This window comes from Absiella sp. AM09-50 (genome assembly GCF_003433845.1).
GTDB classification, from domain to species: Bacteria; Bacillota_I; Bacilli_A; order Erysipelotrichales; family Erysipelotrichaceae; genus Hoskinsella; species Hoskinsella hominis.
This window is the reverse complement of the sequence record NZ_QVFI01000003.1, coordinates 57,681-84,439: the sequence shown is the minus strand read 5'-3', so window position 1 is coordinate 84,439 and position 26,759 is coordinate 57,681. Positions and strand designations below refer to the sequence as shown.

At 36.5% G+C, this 26,759-nt stretch carries 25 protein-coding genes; 21 read left to right on the top strand and 4 right to left on the bottom strand.

The genetic code is table 11. From position 1 onward, the window contains the following. Nucleotides 1-113 precede the first annotated feature (113 nt). From mobV to DW114_RS04175, 6 genes are all read left to right on the top strand, one after another. Nucleotides 114-1,055 (top strand): MobV family relaxase, encoded by a 942-nt coding sequence (mobV, locus tag DW114_RS04205; RefSeq protein WP_117452545.1) that lies wholly within the window; start codon nucleotides 114-116, stop codon nucleotides 1,053-1,055. A 71-nt stretch (nucleotides 1,056-1,126) separates the two neighbouring features. Continuing rightward, nucleotides 1,127-1,318, top strand: coding sequence for a hypothetical protein (locus tag DW114_RS04200; RefSeq protein ID WP_117452544.1), 192 nt, complete (start codon nucleotides 1,127-1,129; stop codon nucleotides 1,316-1,318). Nucleotides 1,319-1,412: 94 nt separating this feature from the next. Beyond that, nucleotides 1,413-2,924 (top strand): recombinase family protein, encoded by a 1,512-nt coding sequence (locus DW114_RS04195; RefSeq protein WP_117452543.1) that lies wholly within the window; start codon nucleotides 1,413-1,415, stop codon nucleotides 2,922-2,924. A gap of 250 nt (nucleotides 2,925-3,174) precedes the next feature. Next, nucleotides 3,175-3,726, top strand: coding sequence for a hypothetical protein (locus tag DW114_RS04185; protein WP_117452542.1), 552 nt, complete (start codon nucleotides 3,175-3,177; stop codon nucleotides 3,724-3,726). Nucleotides 3,727-3,748: 22 nt separating this feature from the next. Beyond that, a complete protein-coding gene (locus tag DW114_RS04180) occupies nucleotides 3,749-4,300 on the top strand; it encodes a hypothetical protein (RefSeq protein WP_117452541.1) in 552 nt (183 codons plus the stop codon). A 115-nt stretch (nucleotides 4,301-4,415) separates the two neighbouring features. Beyond that, nucleotides 4,416-5,234, top strand: a complete 819-nt coding sequence (locus DW114_RS04175) for a HEAT repeat domain-containing protein (RefSeq protein WP_117452540.1) — start codon at nucleotides 4,416-4,418, stop codon at nucleotides 5,232-5,234. 47 nt (nucleotides 5,235-5,281) lie between these two features. On the opposite strand, the gene DW114_RS21175 is transcribed toward DW114_RS04175, so the two are convergent. Further along, nucleotides 5,282-6,058, bottom strand: coding sequence for a MurR/RpiR family transcriptional regulator (locus tag DW114_RS21175; protein ID WP_158552183.1), 777 nt, complete (start codon nucleotides 6,056-6,058; stop codon nucleotides 5,282-5,284). A 257-nt stretch (nucleotides 6,059-6,315) separates the two neighbouring features. Between DW114_RS21175 and DW114_RS04165 the strand changes: the two genes are divergently transcribed. The 15 genes from DW114_RS04165 (at nucleotide 6,316) to DW114_RS04095 (ending at nucleotide 23,289) form a co-directional block, all read left to right on the top strand. After that, nucleotides 6,316-7,644 carry a 6-phospho-alpha-glucosidase gene (locus tag DW114_RS04165; RefSeq protein ID WP_117452539.1) on the top strand — a complete coding sequence of 443 codons (1,329 nt, stop codon included), beginning with the start codon at nucleotides 6,316-6,318 and terminating at the stop codon, nucleotides 7,642-7,644. 150 nt (nucleotides 7,645-7,794) lie between these two features. Beyond that, nucleotides 7,795-8,568 (top strand): MurR/RpiR family transcriptional regulator, encoded by a 774-nt coding sequence (locus tag DW114_RS04160; protein WP_117452538.1) that lies wholly within the window; start codon nucleotides 7,795-7,797, stop codon nucleotides 8,566-8,568. 127 nt (nucleotides 8,569-8,695) lie between these two features. Then, the gene (locus tag DW114_RS04155; protein WP_117452537.1) at nucleotides 8,696-9,178 is read left to right on the top strand and encodes a PTS sugar transporter subunit IIA; all 483 of its coding nucleotides are present in this window, start codon (nucleotides 8,696-8,698) and stop codon (nucleotides 9,176-9,178) included. Beyond that, complete coding sequence (locus DW114_RS04150; protein WP_158552182.1) at nucleotides 9,165-10,040, top strand: HAD family hydrolase; 876 nt, start codon at nucleotides 9,165-9,167, stop codon at nucleotides 10,038-10,040. Before DW114_RS04155 ends, DW114_RS04150 begins: the two co-directional genes overlap by 14 nt. A gap of 179 nt (nucleotides 10,041-10,219) precedes the next feature. After that, nucleotides 10,220-11,839, top strand: a complete 1,620-nt coding sequence (locus tag DW114_RS04145; protein ID WP_117452535.1) for an alpha-glucoside-specific PTS transporter subunit IIBC — start codon at nucleotides 10,220-10,222, stop codon at nucleotides 11,837-11,839. Between the two features lie 17 nt (nucleotides 11,840-11,856). After that, the gene (locus DW114_RS04140; RefSeq protein ID WP_117452534.1) at nucleotides 11,857-13,185 is read left to right on the top strand and encodes a 6-phospho-alpha-glucosidase; all 1,329 of its coding nucleotides are present in this window, start codon (nucleotides 11,857-11,859) and stop codon (nucleotides 13,183-13,185) included. A gap of 30 nt (nucleotides 13,186-13,215) precedes the next feature. Beyond that, a complete protein-coding gene (locus DW114_RS04135; protein ID WP_117452533.1) occupies nucleotides 13,216-13,770 on the top strand; it encodes a hypothetical protein in 555 nt (184 codons plus the stop codon). A 72-nt stretch (nucleotides 13,771-13,842) separates the two neighbouring features. Further along, nucleotides 13,843-14,763 (top strand): AEC family transporter, encoded by a 921-nt coding sequence (locus DW114_RS04130; protein ID WP_117452532.1) that lies wholly within the window; start codon nucleotides 13,843-13,845, stop codon nucleotides 14,761-14,763. Nucleotides 14,764-14,802: 39 nt separating this feature from the next. Next, entirely contained in the window at nucleotides 14,803-16,128 is a 1,326-nt protein-coding gene (locus DW114_RS04125; protein WP_117452531.1) for a 6-phospho-alpha-glucosidase, read from the top strand. A gap of 87 nt (nucleotides 16,129-16,215) precedes the next feature. Further along, nucleotides 16,216-16,908, top strand: a complete 693-nt coding sequence (locus tag DW114_RS04120) for a FadR/GntR family transcriptional regulator (RefSeq protein WP_117452530.1) — start codon at nucleotides 16,216-16,218, stop codon at nucleotides 16,906-16,908. Between the two features lie 123 nt (nucleotides 16,909-17,031). Next, nucleotides 17,032-18,765, top strand: coding sequence for a dihydroxy-acid dehydratase (gene ilvD / locus DW114_RS04115; RefSeq protein ID WP_117452529.1), 1,734 nt, complete (start codon nucleotides 17,032-17,034; stop codon nucleotides 18,763-18,765). Continuing rightward, nucleotides 18,758-19,723, top strand: a complete 966-nt coding sequence (locus DW114_RS04110) for a bifunctional 4-hydroxy-2-oxoglutarate aldolase/2-dehydro-3-deoxy-phosphogluconate aldolase (protein WP_117452528.1) — start codon at nucleotides 18,758-18,760, stop codon at nucleotides 19,721-19,723. Before ilvD ends, DW114_RS04110 begins: the two co-directional genes overlap by 8 nt. Before the next feature lies 1 nt (nucleotide 19,724). Then, nucleotides 19,725-20,744, top strand: a complete 1,020-nt coding sequence (locus DW114_RS04105) for a PfkB family carbohydrate kinase (RefSeq protein WP_199483520.1) — start codon at nucleotides 19,725-19,727, stop codon at nucleotides 20,742-20,744. 173 nt (nucleotides 20,745-20,917) lie between these two features. Continuing rightward, complete coding sequence (locus DW114_RS04100; RefSeq protein ID WP_117452526.1) at nucleotides 20,918-21,904, top strand: aldo/keto reductase; 987 nt, start codon at nucleotides 20,918-20,920, stop codon at nucleotides 21,902-21,904. Between the two features lie 56 nt (nucleotides 21,905-21,960). Continuing rightward, nucleotides 21,961-23,289, top strand: a complete 1,329-nt coding sequence (locus DW114_RS04095; protein ID WP_117452525.1) for an MATE family efflux transporter — start codon at nucleotides 21,961-21,963, stop codon at nucleotides 23,287-23,289. A gap of 107 nt (nucleotides 23,290-23,396) precedes the next feature. On the opposite strand, the gene DW114_RS04090 is transcribed toward DW114_RS04095, so the two are convergent. From DW114_RS04090 to tnpA, 3 genes are read right to left on the bottom strand one after another with little or no spacing between them, the layout of a single operon-like run. Beyond that, entirely contained in the window at nucleotides 23,397-24,515 is a 1,119-nt protein-coding gene (locus tag DW114_RS04090) for a PDDEXK nuclease domain-containing protein (protein WP_233511347.1), read from the bottom strand. A 47-nt stretch (nucleotides 24,516-24,562) separates the two neighbouring features. Further along, nucleotides 24,563-25,675 (bottom strand): RNA-guided endonuclease InsQ/TnpB family protein, encoded by a 1,113-nt coding sequence (locus tag DW114_RS04085; protein ID WP_233511346.1) that lies wholly within the window; start codon nucleotides 25,673-25,675, stop codon nucleotides 24,563-24,565. Further along, nucleotides 25,665-26,081 carry an IS200/IS605 family transposase gene (gene tnpA / locus DW114_RS04080; RefSeq protein WP_117452524.1) on the bottom strand — a complete coding sequence of 139 codons (417 nt, stop codon included), beginning with the start codon at nucleotides 26,079-26,081 and terminating at the stop codon, nucleotides 25,665-25,667. The genes DW114_RS04085 and tnpA overlap by 11 nt, the downstream gene beginning before the upstream one ends. Nucleotides 26,082-26,759: the final 678 nt, after the last annotated feature.

The following is a 26,759-nucleotide window of genomic DNA, read 5'->3' as shown; positions in this document are numbered from 1 at the left end:
GAGATTAAAACGATTTATTTATATCAATTCCATTCCAATCCTATCAGAGATATTTCCGGCGGGATTTTCCTTTGGAAAAGTCCCGGATAGGAAAGGGATGGGGAAAGGAGTTTATGGCACAGCACGCAATTTTGCGATTTGAGAAGCATAAGGGCAACCCGGCAAGGCCGCTGGAAGCCCACCACGAAAGACAGAAAGACCAGTACGCCAGCAATCCCGACATTGACGCCAGCCGGAGCAAGTACAATTTTCACATCGTCAAGCCGGAGGGCAGATACTACCATTTCATTCAGAGCCGCATTGAACAGGCGGGGTGCAGGACACGCAAAGACAGCACCCGGTTTGTGGATACGCTCATAACCGCCAGCCCGGAGTTTTTCAAGGGCAAGTCCCCAAAAGAGATACAAGCCTTTTTCCAGAGGGCGGCGGATTTCCTCATTGACCGGGTAGGCCGGGAAAATATCGTGTCGGCGGTGGTACACATGGACGAGAAAACACCCCACCTGCATTTGACTTTTGTTCCGCTGACAAAGGACAACCGCCTGTGCGCCAAAGAAATCATAGGCAACCGGGCGAATTTGACGAAGTGGCAGGACGATTTTCACGCCTACATGGTGGAGAAATATCCCGACTTGGAGCGTGGAGAGAGCGCCAGCAAGACAGGCCGGAAGCATATCCCTACCCGGCTTTTCAAACAGGCCGTTTCCCTCTCCAAACAGGCGAGGGCGATTGAAGCCACGCTGGACGGTATCAATCCGATCAACGCCGGAAAAAAGAAAGAGGAAGCCCTTGCCATGCTGAAAAAGTGGTTTCCGCAAATGGAGAACTTCTCCGGGCAGTTGAAGAAATATAAGGTCACAATCAATGACCTGCTGGAAGAAAATCAAAAGCTGGAAGCGAGAGCCAGAGCCAGCGAAAGCGGCAAAATGAAAGACCGCATGGAACGGGCGAAGCTGGAAAGCGAATTGCAGAATATCCAAAGGCTGGTTGACCGTATCCCGTCGGACGTACTGGCGGAGGTAAAGCGGCAACAGCGATACACAAAGGAAAGGTGATTGAATATAAGCAAAATTTCACGCCGCCCCTGTGCGGCATTGTACCTTGAAAATTGAATATGGGAGGTTCTATGGAGCATATCAGATACAAGAAAGAAACAGAGGTCGTAACTTTTCAGGGAAAGGAAATCACGCTGGAAAATCTCTCCCCGGTGTTCACGCCGGAGCAGGAAGCGGCGAAACGCCGGGAGTTGGAACAGCAGCTTTATGAAGTGTTCCGCAAGTATGCCGATAAACGGCAGAATGAGGGCGCCGGGGCGTAAGGTTTTCCAAAGCCACCGTTGATTTGCGGGGCTGCTGGCGGTATAATAATAGTGTCAGCAGCTCCGTTTCTTTTTTAAGAAAAGGAGCGACAATATGAACAACAGAATAGACGCAATCTATGCAAGACAATCGGTGGACAAAAAAGACAGTATTTCCATTGAAAGCCAGATTGAATTTTGCAAATATGAATTGAAAGGCGGTAACTGCAAGGAATACACAGACAAAGGGTACAGCGGCAAAAACACAGACCGTCCAAAGTTTCAAGAATTGGTGCGGGACATCAAGCGAGGCTTGATTGCAAAGGTCATTGTTTACAAACTTGACCGTATCAGCCGTTCCATTCTGGACTTTGCAAACATGATGGAACTGTTCCAGCAGTACAACGTGGAGTTTGTTTCCTCTACGGAGAAGTTTGACACCTCCACTCCTATGGGGCGGGCTATGCTGAATATCTGTATCGTGTTCGCCCAGCTTGAACGGGAAACGATACAGAAGCGGGTGACGGACGCTTATTACTCCCGCAGTCAGCGGGGCTTCAAAATGGGCGGTAAGGCTCCCTATGGCTTCCACACAGAGCCTATCAAAATGGACGGTATCAACACAAAGAAGCTGGTGGTAAACCCGGAGGAAGCGGCGAATATCCGGCTCATGTTCGAGATGTACGCCGAGCCGACGACTTCATACGGGGACATTACCCGGCACTTTGCCGAACAGGGGATTTTGTTCAACGGCAAAAAACTGATACGTCCCACGCTGGCGCAGATGTTACGCAATCCCGTCTATGTGCAGGCAGACCTCGACGTGTACGAGTTTTTCAAAAGCCAGGGGACAGTCATTGTCAATGACGCCGCCGACTTTACGGGCATGAACGGGTGCTATCTGTACCAGGGGCGGGACGTAAAGCCGGACAAGGCGCAAAATCTCAAAGACCAAATGCTGGTGCTGGCTCCGCATGAGGGGATTGTCCCCTCGGACGTATGGCTGACCTGCCGCAAGAAGCTGATGAACAACATGAAAATCCAGTCTGCCCGGAAAGCCACTCATACATGGCTGGCAGGAAAAATCAAATGCGGGAATTGCGGGTATGCTCTTATGAGTATCTTTAATCCGTCCGGCAAGCAATATCTCCGTTGCACAAAGCGGCTGGATAACAAGAGTTGCCCCGGCTGTGGGAAAATCATCACTTCGGAACTGGAAGCGGTCACTTATCAGCAGATGGTGAAAAAGCTGGACAGCTACAAGACACTGACGGGCAGGAAGAAAGCGGCAAAGGCAAACCCGAAAATCGCCGCTCTGCAAGTGGAGCTTGCTCATGTGGACAGCGAGATTGAAAAGCTGGTAGACAGTCTGACGGGCGCAAACAATGTTCTGCTCTCCTATGTGAATGTGAAGATAGCCGAACTGGACGGACGCAAGCAGGAACTACTGGCGCAGATAGCGGAGTTGACGGTGGAAGCCATAAGCCCGGAACAGGTCAGCCAGATTTCCGGCTACCTCGACACTTGGGAGAATGTAGCCTTTGACGACAAGCGGCGGGTGGTGGACTTAATGCTCACTACCATAGCCGCTACAAGCGATAGCTTGAATATCACATGGAAAATCTGACGGGCGGCACACCTCCCGTCAGATACCTACCCTGTGTAGTCCCTTGTAAACTGTACTTTCGTAATATTAGGAAAATGATGTATAAATATTTTGTACATACCTCTTAATTAGATATGTATCCTTTATAGTCTTTATATATATTAATATATAAAAATATGATATATAATGTATATTTATCAAATAATTAATAAAAATCATTGCATCTGCTTTCCAACGCGTTATAATATAAGAAAATGAAGGAGGTAATAATATGGGGACATATGCAAAAGCGATGGTAGCATTAGAAATTGTTGTGAAAAAAAAGCAAGACAGATATTTTCCAATTGAAACACCAACAGATGAAATAATTGAGAAAATGGGTGAAATGATTAATCTAGAGTTGTATAACATTTATGAAAGTAAAAATGAAGTAGATTTTATCTTGAAGGAAGATATATTCCGGAAAAATATTAAAGCTTTTGTTTTGGAACAGGTAGAAATCTTTAATTCAGATGCCAAAAAAGTACAAGTAAAAGATATGGATGAGATGTTAACTGCAATAGAATCTGGAGAAGTGCTTTTAGAGAAAATTAATGAATATAGATATCAATTTAATGATATTGATCTTGGCATCGTAGATTGGGGATGGCCAAAGTATCGATATATAAGTGGACTTATCACTCAATGGAAAGGATTCTATTATCTGTATGAGGGAAAGGCGATTTTAGAAGATGATCGTTTTCTATCTACATATTTACACAAACTGATTCGTATGTGTTCAGATAATCCATTAAAAGATACTGTTGTCATCGATTTTGATTAAATTTGATAGGAGGAGATAAAGCATGGGAAAATATGCAAAAGCAGTCATTGCTACAGAGATTGTTGTAAAAAAGGAAAGGCGTTTCTTCAATCACAATAGGGATACAACTGATGAAGTATTGAAAGAATTAGAAAAAATAATTGATCCTGATTTATATGACGTGGAGGAAAATGACGATTATGTAGTATTAAAGCTACAATTAAAGGTGCTAAGACAGAATATTAAATCTTTTGTTCTTGAGCAGTTTGAATTAATCGGCAAAAAAACAAAAATAAAAGAAAGTGCAGAAAAAATTCTAACTTTATTCGAACAAGATGCATTTAAAATAGAAAACCTTGATGATTATATCTATGAACATGAGAATGAGTATGTAGGATTTAATTATTTTGATGGTAGTGGTTTTAATCGCAGGTATTTAAGCGATTTGACCTTATCTTTTGAAGGAATAATGTATTTATATGAAGGAAAGGTTTCCATGGAAGATTTTAGTGATTTTTCTACATATTTGCACCATTTAATTCGAGCATATTCTAAAAATCCATTAAAGGATACGGTTATATTAGATTTTGATTGAAAATAGGTTATACCTTCATGTTGAATCAAGAGTGTACGAAATCTCTTGATTCTTTTTTTGAGGAAATCAAGGATAATAGCGTATAATAAAGTAAAAAAGAGGAGGCCTTTCTTTTATGAAGTATGAAGTAATTAACAAAAATAATGCTTTGACATATGTAAGTGATGAAGATATAAGGCAAGCATTCGATTCTAAAGAGCCATTCAAAAGAGAAATAGTCAGAGCAATGGGACTCACAAATAATGAAGATTATTTACCATATTTGTATCAGGCACTTTATGATGAAAGTTTTATAATTCGTTTGGATGCAGCACAAAGTATTTTTATGATCAATGCAGAAAAAGGCTTGTCAGAATTAAAGAAAAGAAATGAAGCAATTGATGATTCTGAATTAGAAACAGAACCAAGTGAAAAAGCAAACTTGCTTGCTAGAATTATGAGAATTGAAAAAGGTGTAGAGGGTATCAAGGAATATATATTGTCAGATGATGGGTATGATATTGTGAAATATTGTTGTATTACTTATTATGGTTGTGGATATCGTTATCATGAAGAAGATGTAGAATTATTATGGTTTGTGATGGATTGCTTTTTGAATAAGGAAAAGAAATGGATGAAAGATTTGTCTTATCAAGAATATCGAGAGTTCATATATTTTGGATTAGAGAGTATTTGGCTTGCGGGTAGGGAAAGCGATATTTTAAATAAAGTAAGTGAGGAGCTTAATCAAAAAATATATCATATGATCACAAGAGTGATGAATCAAAAACCGACAACGGATATGAAAGAATTAATTGCGGAAATTTCTAAGTATATGAAAGAACCATATGCAATGAAGATTTTAGCACTACTAAAACATCATGTAAGTGGGGATGCGAAGCGGGAATATAAAAAATCATTAAAGAAATGGAATATCACAGAAGAAGAATTGTAAAAAGGTATGGAAACATTAGTTCTCATACCTTTTCTGTACGCTATATTTTATTTGGTTTGTGATTTTTCCTTTTCTGCTTTATATTCTTGATATCGGATATAAAATATTTCACATAAAATAAAGAACGCTGTTGTAGATTCAAATTTTCTGCCATGTTCCCCAGGAAGCTTTAAATTCGTTGTTGAAAAATAAACGTTCTCATCACTTAAACTAGCAAGGGTATTATGTTTTGATTTGGTGATAGAAATGATAGGAATATCCTTTAATTTCATCTTCCTTGCAAATTCTATTGTTAAATCACTTTCGCCATTTAAGGAAATCATGATCATGACATCCCCTTGGTTAAAGTTATATAAGATATCATCAATATCGGTTTTTCCATCGAAATAATAGAAGTAATCACCACCATTGAAAAACATACGATATAACTCTTTTGCGGCATTCAGTTGTACAGCACCTGAGCCATAAAGAAAAACGCGCTTAGCATGATAGATAATTTCAAAAACAGACTCCATATTTCTTTCTTTCAACTCTTGAATACTCTGGATATAACCATTACAAAGCATATCTAAATTGGAATTGTTTAGATTTGATTGTGAAGATGGCTGCATTTTTAAATACGTTTTCAGTTCACTAAAGCCACTTAATGATAGTTTTTTCGCAAATCTTATGATACTTGTTTTTGAAACATTACACTGTTTACTTAATTCTTCAATTGTCATTTCGCTGCATTTCATTCGGTGTTTACTTAGATATTCCCATATGTATAAATCATTAGGGTTTAAATCTGTGTGATATTTATTTACAAGTTCATCTAAATTCATAAATCTATCATTTTTGTCATTTAGAAAACCCCTTTCTTTTTGCAGGATAATTGTAACATAATTTTTAGGACTTAGAAATCTTATTCCAAAAACATACAAAAAAACAGAAAAAAATCCTTTTGAATTAAATTCCAGTTTCTGTGAAATATCACGAAAAAAGGCCACAGGACCTAAGACTGTGTGAAACATTGAATAAGCAGGGAAAGTGTTGTTATATATAGGAGTCGAGAAAAAGAGATGAAATAGGAGGAATTTATATGAGAAGAAAATCATCTATTTGTATTGCGGGTGGAGGAAGTACTTTTACTCCAGGTATCGTATTAATGTTATTAGAAAACCAGGACCGCTTTCCAATTAAAAGAATCACACTTTATGACAATAATGCAGAGCGTCAGGAAAAACTGGCAAAAGCTTGTGCAATCATGATGAAAGAGAAAGCTCCAGAAATTGAATTTAATTATACAACAGATCCAGAAACAGCCTTTACAGGTATTGATTTTGTTATGGCACACATCCGTGTTGGATTATATGCCATGAGAGAACTTGATGAAAAGATTCCATTGAAATATGGCGTTGTCGGACAGGAAACTTGTGGACCTGGTGGAATTGCTTATGGAATGCGTTCTATTGGACCAGTAATTGAAATCGCAGATTATATGGAAAAATATTCTCCAGATGCATGGTTATTAAACTATTCTAATCCAGCTGCCATCGTAGCAGAAGCAACTCGTCGTTTACGCCCTGGTAAACGTATCATCAATATTTGTGATATGCCAGTAGGTCTTGAAACAACAATGGCAACAATTTTAGGTTTACAATCACGTAAAGAAATGGAAATCCGTTATTATGGATTGAACCACTTTGGATGGTGGACAAGTATCAAAGATAAAGATGGCAATGATTTAATGCCAAAATTGAAAGAACATATTTCTCAATATGGCTATGCTGTCAATACAGAAGATTTCCAGCACAAAGATGCAAGCTGGCAGGAAACATATACAAAGGCAAAAGATGTGTTTGCATTAGATCCTAATACTCTGCCTTCTACTTATTTGAAATATTATTTATATCCAGATTATGTAGTAAAACATTCTGATCCTAACTATACACGTGCAAATGAGGTCATGGATGGACGTGAAAAAACAGTATTTGGTCAGGCTGCAAAAATTATAGAAAATGGTACGATGAAAGGCAATGAATTTGCTGTTGGTGTTCATGCAAGCTTTATCGTTGACTTAGCTTGTGCAATTGCATTTAATACAAAAGAAAGAATGTTGTTGATTGTTGAAAATAATGGTGCAATTGAAAACTTTGATCCAACAGCGATGGTAGAAATTCCATGTATCGTAGGAAAAGATGGACCAGAACCATTAGCAATGGGAAAAATTCCTACATTCCAAAGAGGTTTAATGACAGAACAGGCATGTGTTGAAAAACTGGTTGTGGAAGCATGGATAGAAGGAAGCTATCAGAAATTATGGCAGGCCATTACATTATCTAAAACAGTACCTAGTGCATCTGTAGCTAAACAGATTTTAGATGATTTAATTGAAGCAAACAAAGATTACTGGCCAACATTGAAATAGTGAAAAAGATAGGAAAAGTCAGAAATGCCTTTTCCTTTTTTTGTATATTCTTAAAAACAAGAATAAAAATATTAATTAATTTTTTAAAATTCTAAAAATACAAGAAAAACTGTTATAATAAAAAGTGGCGTTATATATGGAGATGAAAATATGAAGCTTGATGAGTTGGTGAATCAGTATTATGATGATTTAAACATGAATGATTTACACATATGGGGCTATATTGCCAATCATAAAAGAGAATGTGCAGCAATGACGATTGAAGAAGTGGCAGAGAAGTGCAATGTTTCTAGAACAGGAATTTTACGGTTTGCGAAAAAAATATCTCTACAGGGATTCAGTGAATTGAAATTCTATTTAAGAATGGAAAATGTTGAAGAAAATGAATTAACGGATGAAAAGATTGATTCTATATCCCAAAGCTATATCAAAGGCATTCAAAGTTTTACAGAACAAAATTTAGATAAAGTCTGCGATGAGATTTATTATGCGAAAAGAATCTTTGCATATGGCAGTGGCGTGATTCAACAATCTGCGGTCAGAGAATTAAAACGCTTGATGTTTAAGCTGAATGTTATTGTTTATATGATCAATGGGACTGCAGAAATTGGATTTTTATTGAATAATTTAAGAGAAGGGGATGTTGTTTTTCTTTTCTCATTGGGTGGGGAAAGTGCCCAGATATGCAAGTTTGGGAAACAATTAAAAGAGAAAGATTGTAAAATTGTTACAATTACAAGAATGCAACATAATACATTAGCTGAATTAGCGGATGTCGCAGTATATTTTTCATCTATGTCAAAACCGATTATGATTGAAAACCATAGATTTGAACCGGTAACCATGTTTTTCTTTGTAGTAGAAATGTTGTTTTTAAGATATGCAATGTATCAACATAACAAGTCAATAGAAGAAAGTAAATGAAAAGTGGAAGAAATTCCACTTTTTGTGAAAAAGAACGAAGAATGTATATCAATACGAAAATAATCCAGAACAAGGAAACATAGATTCCTTCATGATATAATGCAGCCATGAAGGAGAGGTAAAGGATATGTTTTCAATATTTAAAAAGAAGAGTAAAGGTTTTACAATCAAAGCGCCAATTGATGGTGTATGTAAGGATTTGAGTGAAGTACCTGATGAAGTGTTTTCAGAAAAGATGATGGGGGATGGAGTTGCGATTGAACCAACAGGGGATGTATTATGTGCTCCAATCGATGGCACAATTACAATGTTGATTGATTCACACCATGCATTTGGAATGACGAGTCCTGAAGGAATCGAAGTTCTGGTGCATTGTGGCTTGGAAACAGTAAACTTGAAAGGACAAGGTTTTGAGGTATTAAAGAATGTCAATGAAAAAGTAAAAGCTGGAGAACCAATTATCAAAGTAGATCGCTCATTTATGGAAAAAGAAAATATCCCATTGATTACACCTGTTATCGTATTAAATCCATTAGATAAGAAAATTGTTACTTATCATGTTGGAGAACAGGTAAAGGTAAAGGATAGCGATATTCTTGAACTTGCGTAATATAAAATTAATTGCCTGTGATGTGGATGGAACTTTATTTAACAGCAAAGGAAAAATAGGTAATGAAACAAAGAAGATATTGATGAAACTCCAACAACAAGGAGTGAAGATTGCGATTTGTAGTGGGAGAGCACCTTTTGAATTAAAGAGCATTGTGGATGAATTAGAATTAAAACGCTATGATGGTTATCTGTTGCATGGCAATGGTGCTGGCATTTATCATGTAAAGAAGGATGTAAATATTCAGTTTCCACAAGTACCTCCAGATGCCATATCAGAAATTATTAAGATTGCGCATGCGATGCATTTGTTTGTGATCGTATCTCAAAAAGGCAACTATGCATGTAGTTATACACTACCTTTGGCAATCAAAAGGGAAATCGCGAAACGTCTTTATCGACCAATGCGTGCATCTAAAGTGGTAAGATTGCGTCAATTTGCTTATATGGCAAGAAATGCAAATATGGTTGAGCACTTAGAGAATCATATTCATAATGCCGCCAATAAACTATGTATCAGAGGTAATCCTAAGATTTTGCACAGGGCAGAAGATGCCATTCGTAAAAAGTATCCTGAAAAATTTAATTATTTTTACCTTAGTGAAGGTTCTTTGGAAATCACAGATATCCATGTAAGTAAGGCACAGGCATTGTTATCACTTTGTGATCAATTGGATATCCATTTGGACCAGGTCATTGCTTTTGGCGATAGTAACAATGATGATGAGATGTTATCCATTATACCTTATGGGGTGGCAATGGAAAATGCCTTTCCATCAACGAAATCAGCGGCATCTTATATCACAAAGTCCAATGATGAGGAAGGAATTGCGGTATTTTTACATAACTTTTTTAACCAGTAAACACTGGTTTTTCTTTTTTTTTAAGTACTGGATAATATTCCAAAAATTGTGAAAAATTTCTACAAATGGACATCAAAACAGAAGATGTTTGAAATATTGTAAACGATTACACATGTGGTATGATGTATTACGTCAAGAGAACAAAGTGATTTGACAAAAAGAAAAGGAGACATGAATTTATGATGCAAAAGATTCAAAGATTCGGAGGGGCAATGTTTACACCCGTACTATTATTTGCCTTCTCAGGAATCATGGTTGGTTTATGTACCGTATTCCAATCAGAGATGATTATCGGCAGTATTGCTGCTCCAGAAACTGGATGGTATCAGTTCTGGTATGTAATTAAGGAAGGAGCATGGACACTATTTAGACAAGTACCGTTATTGTTCGTGATTGCTTTACCAATCGGGTTAGCGAAAAAACAAAATGCACGTGCTTGTATGGAAGCATTTGTTCTTTACTTAACATTCAACTATATGTTAGCAGCCATGTTGACAAACTGGGGATCCAGCTTTGGTGTTGATTTCAGTATTGAAGCAGCAAGTGGAACTGGTTTAGCATCCATCGCAAGTATCAAAACATTAGATACAGGTATGATTGGTGCTTTGGCAATCGCAGGTATTGTTGTATTCTTACATAATCGTTATTTCGATACAGAGCTGCCTGAATGGTTAGGGGTATTCAAAGGATCATCATTTATCTGCTTAATCGGATTCTTCGTAATGATTCCAGTCGCATTCTTATTTATGGCAATCTGGCCAAGAGTACAGAGCTTAATCGCAGGTATGCAGAGCTTCTTTATTTCAAGTGGCGCGTTAGGAATCTGGGTATACACATTCTGTGAACGTATCTTGATTCCAACTGGATTACATCACTTCATCTATATGCCAATGGCTTATGAATCAATTGTAGTTGAGGGCGGATTCAAAGCAGCTTGGGCATTAGGTTTACCAGAATTTGCGAAATCTACAGAAAGCTTATCAACATTATTCCCTGCTGGTGGATTTGCACTGTATGGACACTCAAAAGTATTCGCACCTATTGGAATTGGGGCTGCATTCTATGTAACTGCAAAACCAAACAAGAAAAAAGAAGTCTTAGGTTTGATGCTTCCAGTCGCATTAACAGCTGCATTTGCTGGTATCACAGAACCTATTGAATTTACATTCTTATTTATCGCACCAGTATTATTCTTTGTACATGCATTACTTGCCGCAACACTTGCCATGGTGGAATTTATGGCTGGTGTATCTGGAGAATTCTCTAGTGGTTTGATTAACTGGGCAGCTTTAAACTGGTTACCATTAGGGGCAACACATGGCATGACATATGTGATTCAGGTAGTCATTGGTCTAGTATTTAGTGGTATTTGGTTTATCGTATTCCGTTTCATGATTTTGAAAATGAATCTTGCGACACCAGGACGTGAAGATGATGATGAAGAAGTAAAATTAGTATCTAAGAAAGAATATAAAGCCGCAAAAGCTGCAGGAGCAGTTCCAGGCAGTGATGAAGACACAAGTAATGATCCAAAAGAAGATGTAAAAGTAGAAGGTGGCAATGCCGCAAAAGCCGCTGCATTCTTAGAAGCACTGGGCGGTAAAGATAACATTCAGGATGTCACAAACTGTGCAACACGTTTACGTGTAACAGTAAAAGATGATAGTATCGTCGCACCACTTGCAGTATTCAAAAAAGCAGGTGCTCATGGTTTGGTACACAAGGGGAAAGCTTTACAGGTAATTGTAGGTTTAAGTGTTCCAAGTGTACGAGAAGAATTTGAAAATTTATTAAAATAGAAAAGAGGTTTATACCTATGAAAAAAAGTTCAATCGTGATTGCAGGAGGAGGGTCTACCTTCACTCCTGGAATCGTTATGATGTTACTAGAACACGCAGATGAATTTCCAATTCGTCAGATCAAGTTTTATGATAATAATGAAGAACGTCAGGATAAAGTCGCAAAAGCTTGTGAAATTATTATTCGTGAACGTGATCCAGAAATTAACTTTATCGCAACATGTGATCCAAAAGAAGCATTTACAGATGTAGATTTCTGTATGGCACATATTCGTGTAGGTCTATATGCGATGCGTGAAAAAGATGAAAAGATACCTTTGAAATATGGTGTAGTAGGACAGGAAACTTGTGGTCCTGGTGGAATCGCTTATGGTATGCGTTCTATCGGTGGTGTTATTGAAATCCTTGACTACATGGAAAAATATTCACCAAATGCTTGGATGTTAAATTATTCTAATCCAGCAGCAATCGTGGCAGAAGCGACACGTCGTTTACGTCCTAATTCTAAGATTATCAATATCTGTGATATGCCAATCGGTATTGAAACACGTATGGCAAAAGCCATTGGTTTAGAATCACGTAAAGATATGGAAGTACGTTATTATGGATTAAATCATTTTGGCTGGTGGACAAGTATCAAAGATAAAGAAGGAAACGATTTAATGCCACAAATCAAAGAGCATGTAAAACAATATGGATATGCTTCAAAAGATGGTGTAGATCCACAACATCCGGGCAGCAGTTGGGATGACACAATGAAAAAAGCAAAAGATGTATATGCATTAGATCCTGAAACACTACCGAATACTTATTTGAAATATTACCTATACCCAGATTATGTAGTGAAAGAATCAAATCCAAATTATACACGTGCAAATGAAGTAATGGATGGTAGAGAAAAAGAGATTTTTGGGGAATGTGAACGTATCGTACAAGCAGGTAGCGCAAAGGACACAACACTAAGTATTAATGGACATGCATCTTATATTGTAGACTTGGCGAAAGCATTGACTTATAATACAAAAGAACGTATGCTATTGATTGTAGAAAATAATGGTGCAATCGAAAACTTTGATCCAACTGCAATGGTAGAGATTCCATGTATTGTTGGAAAAGATGGCTATGAACCTATGGCAATGGGCAAGATTCCTACATTCCAAAGAGGTTTAATGAGCGAACAGGTTTGTGTGGAAAAACTGGTAGTAGAAGCATGGATAGAAGGAAGCTATCAAAAACTTTGGCAGGCACTTACTTTATCAAAAACCGTTCCAAGTGCAGCTGTCGCAAAACAAATTCTAGATGATTTAATCGAAGCAAATAAAGCATATTGGCCTGAATTAAAATAGGCAAAGAAAAAGTGAAGGGTTGAAGAAGATATGAAAACAAATACAATAAGATTAACACAGAAGAAACCAAAAAAAGCAGTAAGAATCGCACAGAAGAAACAAACCAAAATTGAAAGACTATCTAAAATCATGTTGATTGGGACTGTTCTTTGTTGTATGGCACCATTTCTATATGTGATGTCTATGCAAATGAAGGCTTCAAGTAGTGGAATCACAATGATGAATCTTATCGAAACAAATCCACTTGTGAATCTGAATATGATTGCCGCATTCCTAAATCCATTCGTGGGGTATATGCTGTTTCTTACGAGAAAACGTTTATTGGCATATGAAAACTATGAGAGCGTTTATTTAAACCTTGCGATTTTAATGGTTGCGCAGATATGTTCTATGAATATTCTTTACCTGTGCTTGTTCGCCTATGTATTATATAAAGCGATGGATGTTTATGAAAAACCATTTAAATCTGCATTTCAGGCTATGAGTAAATCTTTTGTTGGTAAAGAACTGGGTGGAAGTATCTTAATCTTCTGTTTCTTCTTACTGATCACTCTTTTAACACTTCGCTTAAACTTTCTTGCATAAATGATTGTTTGAGGAGTTTATGGAAAGCGTATTCTATAGACTCCTCTTTTTGATAAGAAAGGAGAGCCTTTCATGGATTTTTCAAATATTTTTCTTCAGATGTTTATTTTATTTTCTCTCATGATTGTTGGATATTTATGTAATCATTATCATATCCTTGGAAAAGCAGAAAATAAAATGTTATCGAAGCTTGTGATGACAGTAGGTGTTCCTGGTTTGATTATCGCCTCTGTCAAAAATGGCTGTCCTTTTGATGATCGTATGGAACTATTTTATGTTTTACTTGTTGTATCTGGTGTGAATATGCTGTTACCACCTATTTCGATTGTTATTAATAAAATTTTACATGTACAGGAGGATAGCTCACTTTATAAATTTATGTTTATATTTCCAAATGCAGGATTTATTGGATTTCCTGTCATATCCGCAATATTTGGAGAAGGTGCATTGATCTATGCAGCTTTATTTCAGCTGCCTCACAACGTATTAATGTATACCTATGGAATATCTCTTGTGAATGGCGGACATCGAGCAAAAACAAGTCTGAAGGACTTTATCAATCCCTGTATTGTGGCAGCCTTAATTGCCTGTGTTATATGTTTATGTGATATCAAAGAGCCACAAATGATATGGCAAAGCTGTACATATTTAGGAAATATCACAACGCCTTTGGGCATGTTGATTATCGGCTCATCCCTTGCGGATGTGGATATGAAGCATGTACTTGATGATTTAAAGGTGATACCGTTTATATTCTTAAAATTATTACTATTCCCATTAATTGTATATGGAATTATGCATATGTTTGTCACAAATGAGATTCTGGTTTATGTTGTGACAATTACACTAGCGATGCCTGTGGCAACTAATGCTGTGATTATGACAAATGTGTATGATGGCAATGTGCAGTTATCAAGTAAAACAGTATTCCTTACTACGGTATGTTCCATCTTATCCATACCTTTACTTTGTATGATACTTACTGGGTTTTAAATGAATAAATTATAAAATTTAAAATGGAGAGTGAATAAAATGAAAAAATATAATATTGTAATAGTTGGTGGAGGAAGTACCTTTACACCAGGCTTTTTAAAAAGCTTCTGTAGAATGCAGAAAGAGTTCCCATTAAATAAACTGGTATTATTTGATATTGATGGAGAACGTCAAAAACCAATCGGAGAATTTGGAAAACTGTTGTTTCAGGATAATGCACCTGAGGTAGAATTCTCTTATACGACAGATATCAAAGAAGCATATACAGATATGGATTTTGTATTCATGCAAATGCGTGTAGGAAAATATGCAATGCGTGAACTAGATGAAAAAATACCTTTGCGTATGGGATTGATTGGTCAAGAAACAGTAGGTGCAGGTGGTTTTGCATATGGCCTTCGTTCCACAAAAGAAATGATTAAAGCGGTATATGATATTCGTAAATATGCACCAGAAGCATGGATTTTAAACTATTCCAATCCAGCAGCGATTGTCGCAGAAGCTTTACGCAGAGAATTCCCTGATGATAAGCGAATCTTGAATATCTGTGATCAGCCTGAAAATATTGTACGTTCTGCCAGCCGTTCTTTAGGATGTGACTTCCACTTGTTAGATCCTGTATACTTTGGTTTAAATCACTATGGTTGGTTTACACATTTATATAATGTAGAAACAGGTGAAGATTTATTACCAAAATTAAGAGAAATTATTCATGAACGTGGCTTTTTACCACAGGATGCTGAACAGCGTGATCAATCCTGGTTAGATACATATGGCTATGTACAACAAATGATGGAAGATTTCCCTGAATTCCTGCCAAACTCTTATGATCAATACTATCTATATCCATATTATAAACTGGAACACTTAAATCCAGAATATACACGTACAGATGAAGTAAGAAATGGTCGTGAAAAACGTGTATTTGAAGAATGTAATAAGATTATTGAAGCGGGCACAACAAAAGGACTTGTGGATATTCATGAAGATGCACATGCGGAATTTATGATTGATGTCGCAATGGATATCGCATATAATCGCAATAACCGTCATATTATCATTACAGAAAATAATGGTTTAATCGCAAACATGCAGGATGATGCTATGGTTGAAGTTGCGGCAGAATTAGGCGCAAATGGTCCAAGACCAATGGGTGTTGGCAATATTCCAACCTTCTATAAAGGCTTGCTGGAACAGCAGGTGGCTTATGAGAAATTGACAGTGGATGCATATTTTGAACATTCTTATCAAAAAGCTTTACAGGCATTAACATTAAATCGTTTGATTAATGATGCGAAAAAAGCCAGAGAAGTATTAGATAAATTAATAGAAGCCAATGGTGATTATTTCCCTGAATTAAAATAAGATCAATAAGCACACATTCTCGTGTGCTTATTGACTTTCTATTGTAATCTGCCCTAAAATGAAAGTATATAGGGAGAAGGGATACACATGTTAGAAAAAATGAATAAAACGAAACTATTGGCGGATTCTGTCGCAGATCAAATCAACGATTTAATCAAAGACAGGCAATTGCATCCTGGAGATAAATTACCAAGTGAGATGGAATTAATGGAGGCTTTAAATATAGGCAGAGGCACGGTACGTGAAGCGGTTAAAATATTAGTTTCCAGAAACGTTTTAGTAATTAAGCGGGGGATTGGTACATTTGTAAGCGAACATACAGGGCAAATCGATGATCCATTGGGATTTAATTATGTTGAAGATAAAGAAAAGTTATTTTTAGATACTTTAGAGTTACGCTCATGGATAGAACCCAATATGGCAAAGTGTGCTGCCAAAACAGCAAGTGATGAACAAATCAGTGAATTAAAAAAGCTTTGTGATGTAATAGAAGCACAGTTAAAAGAAAATAAGGATCATACACAGGCAGATATTAAATTTCATACACTGATCGCAAACTGTACAGATAATCTGGTAATATCTATTTTGATTCCAATTATCAGTGTTGGTGTAACAACATCTATTTCTTTAACACAATCAATATTAAAAGAAGAAACCATTCATACGCATCGAGAGATTGTAAATTGTATTGCGGCACATGATGAACAAGGAGCTTATAATGCAATGAAAAAACACATTGATGAGAATCAAAGATGCGCAAAAAAGATGATTCAAAAATGATAAAAAAGTGAGAAATTTCACAGAAAGTGGAATATCTTACTTTTTTTCTTTGTGCTATTGTGTCTATAAGAAAAGCGATTACAATATAGACATAAGACGTCATATGTCTTGCGGAGGATGGATATGAAAAGTCAGGAAATAAGAAAGATAGCACCAGAAATGGATCCCTTAAGAATAGGAATGGGATGGAGTATTGATGATTTATCTAAAACACAAATCATGGTAGAAAGTACCTTTGGAGATTCCCATCCAGGCAGTGCTCATTTATTTACACTCGTAGAGAAAGCATGTGAAGGAATCAAAAAGGCCAATGGTAAGGGTGCCAGATACTTTACAACAGATATCTGTGATGGACAGTCCCAAGGACACGATGGGATTAATTATTCTTTAGCTTCACGTGATTTAATTGCGGCAATGATTGAAACACATGCGCAGGCTACACCATTTGATGGTGCAGTGTATATCGCTTCATGTGATAAAGGAATGCCTGCCCATTTGATGGCAGCCGGAAGAAATAATATCCCTTGTATATTTGTGACAGGAGGTGTGATGGAAGCTGGTCCTCATCTATTAACGCTTGAACAAATCGGTGCCTATAGTGCAATGGCACAGCGTGGAGAAATTAGCGAAGAAGAATTTCTATATTATAAACACCATGCCTGCCCAAGTTGTGGGGCATGTAGTTTTATGGGAACTGCCTCTACGATGCAGATTATGGCGGAAGCATTGGGCTTGATGTTACCAGGCAGCGCCTTGATGCCTGCGACTTGCGAAGATTTAAAAGATGTAGCAGAAAAAGCAGGGAAACAAGCAGTCTGGCTTGCGGAACATGATATAAAGCCTAGTGATATCGTTACATGGAAATCATTTGAAAACGCCATTAAAGTACATGCGGCAATATCTGGTTCTACCAATAGCCTGTTGCATTTACCGGCAATCGCAAAAGAATTTGGTATTGAATTAGATAGTGATGCCTTTGATCGACTTCACAGAGGTGCACATTATTTACTAAATATTCGACCAGCAGGGAAATGGCCTGCCCAATATTTCTACTATGCAGGAGGCGTACCTGCCGTGATGGAAGAAATCAAAGATCAATTACATTTGGATGTCATGACAGTCACAGGAAAAACACTTGGTGAAAACTTAGAAGAATTAAAACAGAATGGCTATTATGAACGATGTGCTTCCTTGTTAGAAAAAACAGGTGTAAAAAAAGAAGACGTGATTTATCCATATGATCATCCAATCGGAGAGAATGGAACCATTGCCGTATTGAAAGGAAATCTTGCACCACTTGGCTCTGTCATGAAACATTCTGTCGTGCCAAAACCTATGCAGGAAACAATATTAAAAGCTCGTGTATTTGATTGTGAAGAAGATGCCATTGATGCCATTATAAAGAAAAAAATCCAACCTGGAGATGCCGTATTTATCAGATATGAAGGTCCAAAAGGCAGTGGTATGCCAGAGATGTTTTATACTACCGAAGCGATTGCCTCTGATCCAGAATTAAGTGCATCCATCGCATTGATCACAGATGGAAGATTTTCAGGGGCATCGAAAGGTCCTGCCATTGGACATGTATCACCAGAAGCACAAGAAGGTGGACCAATCGCACTTGTAGAAGATGGTGATTTAATTCAAATCAGTGTAAAAGAACGTAAACTAGCCATTGTTGGTATTCATGGTGAGATGATGAGTGATAAAGAAATTGATGAAATACTTGCACAGCGTAAACAAAACTGGAAGCCAAAGAAAGCAAAATATGAAAAAGGAATTCTATCAATTTATACACAATTAGCAAGTTCTCCAATGAATGGTGGAGGAATGGAATGGAGAAAAGAGAATGAATAATACAGCATTAATGAAAAGAATATACGAATTAGGAATTGTACCAGTGATTGCATTAGATGATGTAGAAGCTGCATCAGGATTAGCAAAGGCTTTATGTAAAGGCGGTCTTGCGATTGCGGAGGTTACCTACCGTACAGCATGTGCTCATGATGCCATGATAGAAATGAAAAAAGCATGCCCGGATATGATTGTTGGGGCTGGTACAGTTCTGACAAAGGAACAAGTAGATTCCGCATTAGATGCCGGTGCGCAGTTTATTGTAAGTCCTGGCTTGAATCCAGCGATTGTTTCTTACTGTTTAGAAAAACAGGTGCCTATTTTACCTGGCTGTGCAACGCCTAGTGATTTAGAAAAGGCAATAGAACTGGGTCTATCTATCGTAAAATTCTTTCCTGCAGAGGCAAATGGCGGTATCAAAGCGATTAAGGCTATGTCTGCGCCATATAAAGATTTACGCTTTATGCCAACAGGGGGTGTGAATGAAAATAACTTATCCGCATATTTATCCTTTGATAAAATCATTGCTTGTGGTGGTACATGGATGGTACCAAAAGAGCTGATTAAAACAAAAGATTTTGATCAGATAGAACATTTAACAAGAACTGCAGTAAAGAAAATGTTAAATTTGAAATTAGCACATGTAGGTATTAATGCAGAAGATCAAAGTGATCTATGTGCAGATATATTAAATAAATTCAGTTATGAAGCATCAGATGATCGTGAAAAATCCATCTTCGTTGGAGATGTTGAGCTTATGAAGAAACCAGCTTATGGAAAAATAGGGCATTTGGCATATTCGACCAGCAATGTGGAGCGTGCGGTTTTTTATCTAAAACAGGCAGGATTTACATTTGATGAGAACAGTGCGGTTTATGATGCAAATGGGCATTTGACATTTATTTACGCAAATGAAGAAGTGCATGGCTTTGCGCTTCATCTGGTAAAGGAGAAAAATTAATATGAAAGTTATTACATTTGGAGAAATCATGTTGCGATTAGCACCACATGGCTATTATCGTTTTTCACAAGCAAACGACTTTGAGGCAACCTTTGGTGGTGGAGAAGCCAATGTCGCAGTATCACTTGCCAATTATGGCTTGGATACAGCTTTTGTCACAAAACTGCCAATGCATGATATAGGACAGTGTGCTGTGAATGATCTAAGAAAATATGGTGTCGATACTTCTATGATTGTACGTGGTGGTGATCGTGTTGGTATCTATTATTTGGAGAAAGGTGCCAGTCAACGTGCATCACAGGTCATTTATGATCGTGCACATTCTGCCATCGCAGAAGCAATACCAGAAGATTTCAACTGGGCAAAGATTTTTGAAGGTGTGGACTGGTTCCATTTTACAGGAATCACACCTGCATTAAGTGATGATGTTGCCGCTATTACATTAGAAGCATGCAAAGCCGCAAAAGCAAAAGGTGTTATGATTTCTTGTGATCTAAACTTCCGTAAGAAATTATGGACAAGTGAAAAAGCAGGACAAGTCATGGGAGCACTAATGAACTATGTCGATGTATGTATCGCCAATGAAGAAGATGCTGAAAAAGTATTTGGTATCAAAGCAAGCAATACAGATATCACAAGTGGACAATTAAACCATGAAGGATATATTGATGTCGCAAAACAATTAACGAAACGCTTTGGATGTAAAGCAGTGGCCATCACTTTACGTGAAAGCATTTCTGCATCCGACAACAACTGGGCAGCGATGCTATATACAAATGATGAAGCCTATTTCTCAAAGAAATACCCTGTACACATCGTTGATCGTGTCGGTGGTGGAGATTCCTTTGGCGCAGGTTTGATCTATGCGATGCTTATGAAGAAAAAGCCACAGGATACGATCGAATTTGCGGTAGCGGCAAGCTGTTTAAAACACAGTATTGAAGGAGATTATAATCGAGTCAGTGTAAAAGAAGTAGAAAATCTAGCCAATGGCGATGGCTCAGGCAGAGTACAACGATAATTCAATCATATGGGATGTTTATACATTCCATATTTTTTATATTAAGCATTCCTCACTTCCGCTTCCTTCTAAGATATCATGCCTGAAAAGCATGATTGTAAATAGAAATGAAGTATTAGATTTATTGAGAACTTCGCATTACAATATCATTGTAAAGTAATAGGAGGATAACGATGGAATATATCACATTAGGAAACTCAGATTTACAGGTATCAAGAATATGTCTAGGCTGTATGGGATTTGGCGATGCACAACAAGGCATGCACACATGGACACTTCCATATGAGGATAGTAAACAGATTATCCAGCATACATTAGAATCTGGAATCAATTTCTTTGATACAGCAATGGCATATCAAAATGGCACAAGTGAAATCTATCTGGGAAAAGCAATCAAAGAACTCGCAAAACGGGAAGATGTAATCATTGCGACAAAGTTCACACCAAGAACACAGGAGGAAATCAACCAACATATTTCTGGACAACAACACGTAGAAAACTGTTTAAATGCAAGCTTGGAACGCTTAGGCATGGATTATGTAGATTTATATATCTATCATATGTGGGATTACCATACACCGATTGAAGAAATCATGGAAGGACTACATCGTGTGATTCAACAGGGAAAAGTAAGATATATCGGTATTTCTAATTGTTACGCATATCAACTGGCGAAGGCGAATATGATTGCCAGAGCAAATGGCTGGGAAGAATTTATTTCTATTCAGGGGCATTATAATCTGATATTTAGAGAAGAAGAAAGAGAAATGGTACCTTATTGTAAAGAAGAAAATATCGCATTAACACCATACAGTGCATTAGCTTCTGGTCGTTTGGCAAAGAAAGCAGGAGAACAATCAAAACGGTTGGTTGAAGATCAATTTGCGAAAGGCAAATATGATGCAAGTGCAGATATAGATTTAGAAATTATCAAAAGAGTAGAAGAATTAGCGATAAAAAGGAATGTATCCATGAGTGAAATATCTATCGCATGGCTACTCACAAAAACAACATCTCCAGTTGTTGGCGCAACGAAATTGCATCATATTGATGGCGCTGTAAAGGCAGTTGATCTGAAGTTGTCAGAAGATGAAATCAACTATCTGGAAGAATTATATAAACCACATCCACTTGTTGGTGTGATGGCACAAAATAAATAGGAAGAATTGATACTTCCTTTTATTTGCGCAAATTTATAGAAAAAGGAAGGTAATTTATGTTCACAAATCAAGATTTAAAGAAAATGATACTCCCCTTGTTTATGGAACAGCTGCTGGTTATGCTGGTTGGTCTTGCGGATACATTTATCATAAGTTTTGCGGGAGAAGCCGCTGTTTCCGGGGTATCCTTGGTCAATATGTTTAATACAGTATTCATTTATCTTTTCACGGCACTGGCATCAGGGGGAGCTGTTGTCATTAGTCAATATATCGGAAGAAAAGACAGTACACATGCGGGCATGTCCGCAAGTCAGCTATTGATGTTTTCCACTCTTTTCTCCATTGTAATATCCTTGTGTATTCTGATAAATGCACGTTCCATATTAAGTTTATTATTTGGAAATGTTGAGCCTGCTGTAATGGCATCCTGCATGACATATTTACGTATCTCTATTTACTCTTATCCAGCACTTGCCGTATATAATGCTGGTGCTGCTGTATATCGCAGTTTTGGGAAAACGAAAACAACCATGTATATTTCTATTGGTTCTAATATCATTAATGTTATTGGAAACTGTATTGGGGTATTTGTTTTACATGCCGGTGTTGCCGGTGTCGCATACCCTTCTTTACTGGCAAGAATCTTTTCTGCCGTTGTGATTACCATAATGTGTTTTGATAAAAAGAATATGGTATATTATCAAGTCAAATGGATCATCAGCTGGCATCAAGATTTATTGAAGAGAATATTAAGTATTGCGATTCCAAATGGTATCGAAAGTGGGATCTTCCAACTTGTGAAAGTGGCATTAAGCAGTATTGTGGCATTATTTGGGACCTATCAAATTGCCGCCAATGGTGTTGCACAAAGTATCTGGTCACTTGCTGCACTTACAGGAATCAGTATGAGTCCGGTATTTATCACAGTCATTGGAAGAGTGATGGGTGATCATGATATTGTACAGGCTGAGATGTATTTCAAAAAGCTGTTGAAGATTACCTTTATAATATCAATCATATGGAATGCTTTGATTTTGCTCGCTATGCCACTGATCCTGCACTTCTATGCATTAGCTGAAGAAACAAAACAGCTGGTGTTCTTATTGGTATTGATTCACAATGTATGTAATGCATTTGTATTCCCATTCTCTGGGCCATTAAGTGATGGATTAAGAGCAACTGGTGATGTGAAATTTACGATGATTGTATCCATTTGTTCAACAATATTTGGTAGATTTATTTTCTCATATATTCTAGGTATTGTATGTAATCTGGGTGTGATTGGTATTGCTTTTGCAATGTGTTTAGACTGGGTAATCAGAGGTTGTTTATTCTATTATCGTTTCCGTTCTAAAAAATGGCAGAGTTTTCGTGTGATATCATAAATATTTCATATGAGGGGAAATATTGCAGTTTATTTCAATTGAATTAGTTGTGATTTTATATAGATAACGACTAACCAAGAATCTATTTCTTAATTAGTCGTTTTTATTTATTCATTATGCTGTAATTTAAATATTGTCTTTTGCGCTTCAATTTCAGCTCTTAATTCTTCATCCGTAGGCAAATATAGTTTATACTTACTTGCAAATAACTGTTCATTTCCTTTTAAAACTGAATAACGAGCAATATCTTCATCTGTATCTGAACATAAAATAATACCAATAGTAGGGTTATCTCCTTCTGTACGCTTTAATTCATCATACATTCTTACATACATATCCATTTGTCCTACATCTTGATGTGTTACTTTTTCTGTTTTCAAATCAATTAGCACAAAACATTTTAAATAGTAATTATAGAAAACTAAGTCAATAAAATAATCTTGTTTTTCTGTATGAATATGTTGTTGCCTGGAGATAAATGCATATCCTTTTCCAAGTTCCATTAAGAATTTTTGAAGATTACTAATAATACTTGATTCAAGCTGTGTTTCAGTAAATGATGTATCAGTTGATAAAGACAAGAATTCTGCAATCACTGGATTTTTAATAAATTCTAACTTATCATATTTACTATTACCTGTAAGTTGTTTCATTTCTTCGATTACTGGTTCTTTTACTTGAGATTTTAATAAACGATAATAATATTGTGATGAAATATTACGTTGCAAGGTTCTAACACTCCAAGTTTGTTCAATTGCTTCATTCTCATACCAGTTACGTGCTTTATCATCTTTTACTTGTATTAGAGTACGATAATGAGTCCAGCTGAGCAATGGAACAGATTTTCCACTCACTGAGTGGAAAATGTTTGGATACATTTTATAGAAAGAATAAAAACTGTAAAGATTTGTTTTTGTATATCCTTTACCATACTCATTTGTAAGTTCTTTTGATAATTTTCTTATAAGTGTTGTTCCATATTCAGCACGATCTTCATCCTTTAGTTCTTCTTCAGCTATTCTATATCCAATTAACCAGTTTCGATAAACTAAAGCCGTATTAATTGCTTGATATGCCTGTTTTTGTGATAAATCAATAATATTCTTTAAATCAGAAACAATATCATCTGTTTTCTCAACTTCAATAAGTTGAGTGACGTACTCCCACCACTTATGCAAAGCATAGAAGTGGGGCTTCTTGTTCGATGAAACTATCGTTTCAAGCATTCGCAAGCTATCCCCGCTCGTCCTTCGGTTCTTTTTATTATCTTTCATCAGATACTTTCTAGTATCCGTTTTCCTTCTTCTCTTAGGTTCTTTGCTGCATTCTCATCTCGGTCTGCTTCATATCCACATTTTGGACAAATATATTGACGTTCTTTTAATTCCATCTTTTGTTTTGATCCACATTGATGACATATTTGTGTACTTGCATACCATTTATCTACCTTGACTAAGACTTTCCCTTGTTCTTCTAGCTTATATTCCAGCATCTTACGAAACATTCCAAATCCATTGTCTAATAGGTTCTTTGCTAAATGAAGTGCCTGACTCAATGCTTTCATATCAATATCTTCTACTGCAACATAATCGTAAGAATTGGCTATCTTCCTACTTTCTTTGTGTAGAAAATCTTTTCTTTGATTAGCGATATGTAAATGTAATTTTGCAATCTTTGCTTTTTGCTTGATGTAATTATTACTTCCTTTTTTCATCTTTGATAGTTTTCTATTTTCTCTTGCCAGCTTTCTTTCACTGACACGATAATAATGTGGATATCCACAATGATTTCCTTCACTATTTACATACAGTTCTTTTTGAGAATAATCTAAGCCAATACCTTTGATTATCGGGCATTTGCTTATTTCTATTTCTTCTTCAAATAAGATAGATACATAGTATTTGTCTGCTTGTCTGAATACAGTTACTGATTTTAAACTGCCTTGTGGGAGCCTATGAAGCTTTATTTTGACTTCGCCTAGTTTGGGAAGCTTGATGTACATCCTGTGATTTTGATCTGATTCAGTGATCCTGATGTTATTATTTACACGATTCGTCGTATAGCTTGCTCTGCACTTATGCTTACATTTGAACTTAGGAAATCCAATTTTAGGTTCATCAGAAAACTTTTTGAATGCTGTTTCTAAATTTATCTGTGCATTGGTAAGTGCCATAGAGTCTGCATCTTTTAAGAATGGATATTCTGATTTATATGGTGCTGGTGTCAAACGGATAGACTTTTTGTTTGTTTCATAGTACTTTATTTTATCTTCAAGCAGCTTGTTGTAGATAAAACGTGCACATCCGATATTCTGTTCAATCTTTTGTGCTTGTTGCTGTGTAGGAGTAATAGCATATTGATATCCTTTTCTCATCTTAATCATCATGTTGTTCACCAGGCTTTCCTTGTGTCTTGATATATTGCTTGATGATTTCAAGAGGCGCATCCCCTACACTGATCAAACAATAGCTTTGACTCCATAACTGCTGTTTCCAAAGCTTTTCGCGGATCTGAGGAAACTCTTTTTTTAGCAAGCGTGAACTGGCACTTTTATAAGCATTGATGAATTTACAAAGCTCTGAATTTGGGTGAGAAGAAAAAAGGATGTGGACATGATCGACATCATGATTCCATTCTTCTAATGTGATATTGTAGTTTGAAGCGATATGAATAAAAATCTCCATCGCTCGATGACTGATCATATCGTCAAAGACATCTCTACGATACTTAGTTGTGAAGATCAAACGATAATGAAGAAAAAAGACTGAATGCATATTACTATCTAATTGCACTATAATCACCGCCCTTAATTATAATCGACTGACCATACTGCTACCAGCTAATTGATGAGGATATTATAACACAGAATAGTTGTAATAGCTATAGAAAAAAAGAAAAAATAATAATAAAAAATTACATATTGCTGCATTCATCCCACCACTTACTTATCGCCGTTGAAGTGGGGGACTTCTGCCTGCTTTTGGTTAAAATCTAGTAAATTATTCATTATTCTCATCCTTTCTTCTTTTTATTGTCTAATTTTTACTTCGTATTTTATTGAATTAATTTGTTCTGTAGGAACTTTGAAAATAAGCTAGCTAAATTACTAAACATATTTTACTATAACATCGTCTTTATTGAAAGCACTATTGTGAAAGGTTGGTGATCTGTTATGAATAGAGATGAAGCAATCACTAGAATTACCAAATACATCAAGTATAGAAGTAATTCATCTCATACACTCTACCAATATTTATTCTGTTTAAACCATTTTTGACTATATTGATGTTGATGATATTTCTGCTTTAATTCCAGAACATGCTATAGATTATAAAACTATTAAAGTCATTGTTTTAAGGAATCAGGCTTTAGTCATAAAAAAGTGAAAGTTAAGGATCTATTGTTTATTTTAACAATTCATGATACGATGTAATCGCTAACAATTGGTTGCAATTCAGAACGTTATATAC

Bases quoted from the DNA above. Each gene is read 5' to 3' on its own strand.
- DW114_RS04200 (WP_117452544.1), top strand. From the start codon at position 1,127: ATGGAGCATATCAGATACAAGAAAGAAACAGAGGTCGTAACTTTTCAG.
- DW114_RS04120 (WP_117452530.1), top strand. From the start codon at position 16,216: ATGTTAGAAAAAATGAATAAAACGAAACTATTGGCGGATTCTGTCGCA.
- DW114_RS04105 (WP_199483520.1), top strand. From the start codon at position 19,725: ATGAAAGTTATTACATTTGGAGAAATCATGTTGCGATTAGCACCACAT.
- DW114_RS04155 (WP_117452537.1), top strand. From the start codon at position 8,696: ATGTTTTCAATATTTAAAAAGAAGAGTAAAGGTTTTACAATCAAAGCG.
- DW114_RS04160 (WP_117452538.1), top strand. From the start codon at position 7,795: ATGAAGCTTGATGAGTTGGTGAATCAGTATTATGATGATTTAAACATG.
- DW114_RS04145 (WP_117452535.1), top strand. From the start codon at position 10,220: ATGATGCAAAAGATTCAAAGATTCGGAGGGGCAATGTTTACACCCGTA.
- DW114_RS04185 (WP_117452542.1), top strand. From the start codon at position 3,175: ATGGGGACATATGCAAAAGCGATGGTAGCATTAGAAATTGTTGTGAAA.
- mobV (WP_117452545.1), top strand. From the start codon at position 114: ATGGCACAGCACGCAATTTTGCGATTTGAGAAGCATAAGGGCAACCCG.
- DW114_RS04195 (WP_117452543.1), top strand. From the start codon at position 1,413: ATGAACAACAGAATAGACGCAATCTATGCAAGACAATCGGTGGACAAA.
- DW114_RS04175 (WP_117452540.1), top strand. From the start codon at position 4,416: ATGAAGTATGAAGTAATTAACAAAAATAATGCTTTGACATATGTAAGT.
- DW114_RS21175 (WP_158552183.1), bottom strand. From the start codon at position 6,058: ATGAATTTAGATGAACTTGTAAATAAATATCACACAGATTTAAACCCT.
- DW114_RS04100 (WP_117452526.1), top strand. From the start codon at position 20,918: ATGGAATATATCACATTAGGAAACTCAGATTTACAGGTATCAAGAATA.
- DW114_RS04085 (WP_233511346.1), bottom strand. From the start codon at position 25,675: ATGATGATTAAGATGAGAAAAGGATATCAATATGCTATTACTCCTACA.
- DW114_RS04130 (WP_117452532.1), top strand. From the start codon at position 13,843: ATGGATTTTTCAAATATTTTTCTTCAGATGTTTATTTTATTTTCTCTC.
- DW114_RS04110 (WP_117452528.1), top strand. From the start codon at position 18,758: ATGAATAATACAGCATTAATGAAAAGAATATACGAATTAGGAATTGTA.
- DW114_RS04140 (WP_117452534.1), top strand. From the start codon at position 11,857: ATGAAAAAAAGTTCAATCGTGATTGCAGGAGGAGGGTCTACCTTCACT.
- DW114_RS04090 (WP_233511347.1), bottom strand. From the start codon at position 24,515: ATGCTTGAAACGATAGTTTCATCGAACAAGAAGCCCCACTTCTATGCT.
- DW114_RS04165 (WP_117452539.1), top strand. From the start codon at position 6,316: ATGAGAAGAAAATCATCTATTTGTATTGCGGGTGGAGGAAGTACTTTT.
- ilvD (WP_117452529.1), top strand. From the start codon at position 17,032: ATGAAAAGTCAGGAAATAAGAAAGATAGCACCAGAAATGGATCCCTTA.
- DW114_RS04095 (WP_117452525.1), top strand. From the start codon at position 21,961: ATGTTCACAAATCAAGATTTAAAGAAAATGATACTCCCCTTGTTTATG.
- DW114_RS04180 (WP_117452541.1), top strand. From the start codon at position 3,749: ATGGGAAAATATGCAAAAGCAGTCATTGCTACAGAGATTGTTGTAAAA.
- DW114_RS04135 (WP_117452533.1), top strand. From the start codon at position 13,216: ATGAAAACAAATACAATAAGATTAACACAGAAGAAACCAAAAAAAGCA.
- DW114_RS04125 (WP_117452531.1), top strand. From the start codon at position 14,803: ATGAAAAAATATAATATTGTAATAGTTGGTGGAGGAAGTACCTTTACA.